This is a genomic window from Dietzia sp. CW19 (assembly GCF_014145265.1).
GTDB classification, from domain to species: Bacteria; Actinomycetota; Actinomycetes; order Mycobacteriales; family Mycobacteriaceae; genus Dietzia; species Dietzia natronolimnaea.
Genome location: NZ_JAALEE010000263.1, coordinates 1 through 1,794, shown reverse-complemented (window position 1 = coordinate 1,794; position 1,794 = coordinate 1). Strand labels below are relative to the sequence as shown.

General features: G+C 68.4%; 2 protein-coding genes and 1 pseudogene. All 3 read right to left on the bottom strand.

The window, feature by feature from the left end; translation table 11 throughout:
* Positions 1 to 218: pseudogene (locus G6021_RS17275) on the bottom strand (phosphatidate cytidylyltransferase); the annotation flags it as partial.
* Positions 219 to 264: 46 nt separating this feature from the next.
* A complete protein-coding gene (gene frr, locus G6021_RS08545; protein ID WP_182610948.1) occupies positions 265 to 822 on the bottom strand; it encodes a ribosome recycling factor in 558 nt (185 codons plus the stop codon).
* A 48-nt stretch (positions 823 to 870) separates the two neighbouring features.
* Positions 871 to 1,596 carry a UMP kinase gene (gene pyrH / locus G6021_RS08540; protein ID WP_179525457.1) on the bottom strand — a complete coding sequence of 242 codons (726 nt, stop codon included), beginning with the start codon at positions 1,594 to 1,596 and terminating at the stop codon, positions 871 to 873.
* Positions 1,597 to 1,794: the final 198 nt, after the last annotated feature.

Here is a 1,794-nt window from a genome sequence, read left to right as displayed (position 1 = left end):
TCCTGCCGCAGCCGCTTGAACACCTCCCAGGTCCCGATGGCCACGGCACCGGCCGCGACCAGGTACCAGGCCCTGGGGTTGAACGCGATACTCGCGATCACCAGAGCCCCGAGCCCGCCGCCCACCGGGATGGCGCGGGTCAGGTCCCTTCCCGCCCGCGACGGCGGAGCCGCGGCCGCGGCTGTGGGCCCGGGTGGGCCGGGCGGGGCGGTGTCCACGGCATTCTCCTCGAGTCTCGGGGGTGGGTCGGCGGGTGCTGGGAGATCAGACCTCCATCAACTCGCCTTCCTTGGCCTTGACGAGCTCGTCCACGTCGGCCACGTACCGATGGGTGAGCTTGTCGAGTTCCTTCTCGGCGGCGTTGACCTCGTCCTCGCCGGCCTCGCCGTCCTTGACGATGCGCTTGAGCTCGTCCATCGCCTTACGCCGGACACCTCGGAGCGCGATACGCCCGTCCTCGGCCTTCGACTTGGCCTGCTTGACCAGATCGCGCCGGCGCTCCTCGGTGAGCTGTGGGACCGTCACGCGCAGAACCTGGCCGTCGTTGGTCGGGTTGACGCCGAGATCCGAGTTCCGGATGGCGTTCTCGATCGGACCGATCTGGGACATCTCGTACGGCTTGATGATGAGCATCCGGGGCTCGGGCACCGCGATACTCGCCATCTGGGTGATGGGGGTCAGGGTCCCGTAGTACTCGCAGAGCACCCGGTTGAACATGCCGGGGTTGGCGCGACCGGTACGGATGGCGGCGAGCTCGTCACGGACGTGCTCCACGGCCTTCTCCATCTTCTCCTCGGCCTCGAGCAGGGTGTCGTCGATCATGTGTTGCCTTCCGTTCTCTACGTGGATGAGGGGCGCGGATCCCGCGCCTCAGGCCGGGCTGCTGACCAGGGTCCCGATCTCCTCACCGGCGACGGCGCGCGCGATGTTGCCCTCGGTGAGGAGGTTGAAGACCAGGATGGGCATCTTGTTGTCCATGCAGAGGCTGAACGCGGTCGTGTCGGCGACCTTCAGTCCCCGTTCCAGGCACTCGCGGTGCTCGATCCGTGCGAAGAGTTCGGCGTCGGGGTTGGTCCGCGGGTCGTCGGAGTAGACCCCGTCGACGGCCTTGGCCATCAACAGCACCTCGGCCTTGATCTCGAGCGCCCGTTGGGCGGCTGTCGTGTCGGTGGAGAAGTAGGGCATTCCCATGCCCGCGCCGAAGATCACCACACGCCCCTTCTCCAGATGCCTCTCGGCACGAAGGGGGATGTACGGTTCCGCGACCTGACCCATGTGGATGGCGGTCTGCACCCGCGTGGACACGCCCTCCTGCTCGAGGAAGTCCTGCAGCGCCAGACAGTTCATGACGGTGCCGAGCATCCCCATGTAGTCGCTCCGTGCGCGGTCGAGGCCACGCTGCTGCAACTGGGCGCCGCGGAAGAAGTTCCCGCCGCCGATGACGATCGCGATCTGCGCGCCCGTGCGGGACACCTCGGCGATCTGCCTGGCGACCGACTGGACCACATCGGGGTCGATCCCCACGCCGCCCCCGCCGAACATCTCTCCGCCCAGCTTGAGCATCACACGCTTGTAGCCGTCCCGCGGGTCGGTCATCGCTCTCCTCGTCCCGGACGGATCACGCCCGTCTCGTGCGTCAACGCCCCCGACGTCGTCGTCGAGAGGCCGTACGGCCCTTGGTGGGACCTCGTCTATTCTGCCCTATCGCCACCGCCGCCACACCGCAGCCCGCGCGCCCGCGTACGGGGCCGGTCGGACACGCGCCGACGGCGGCACCCGGGAGTCCGGGTGCCG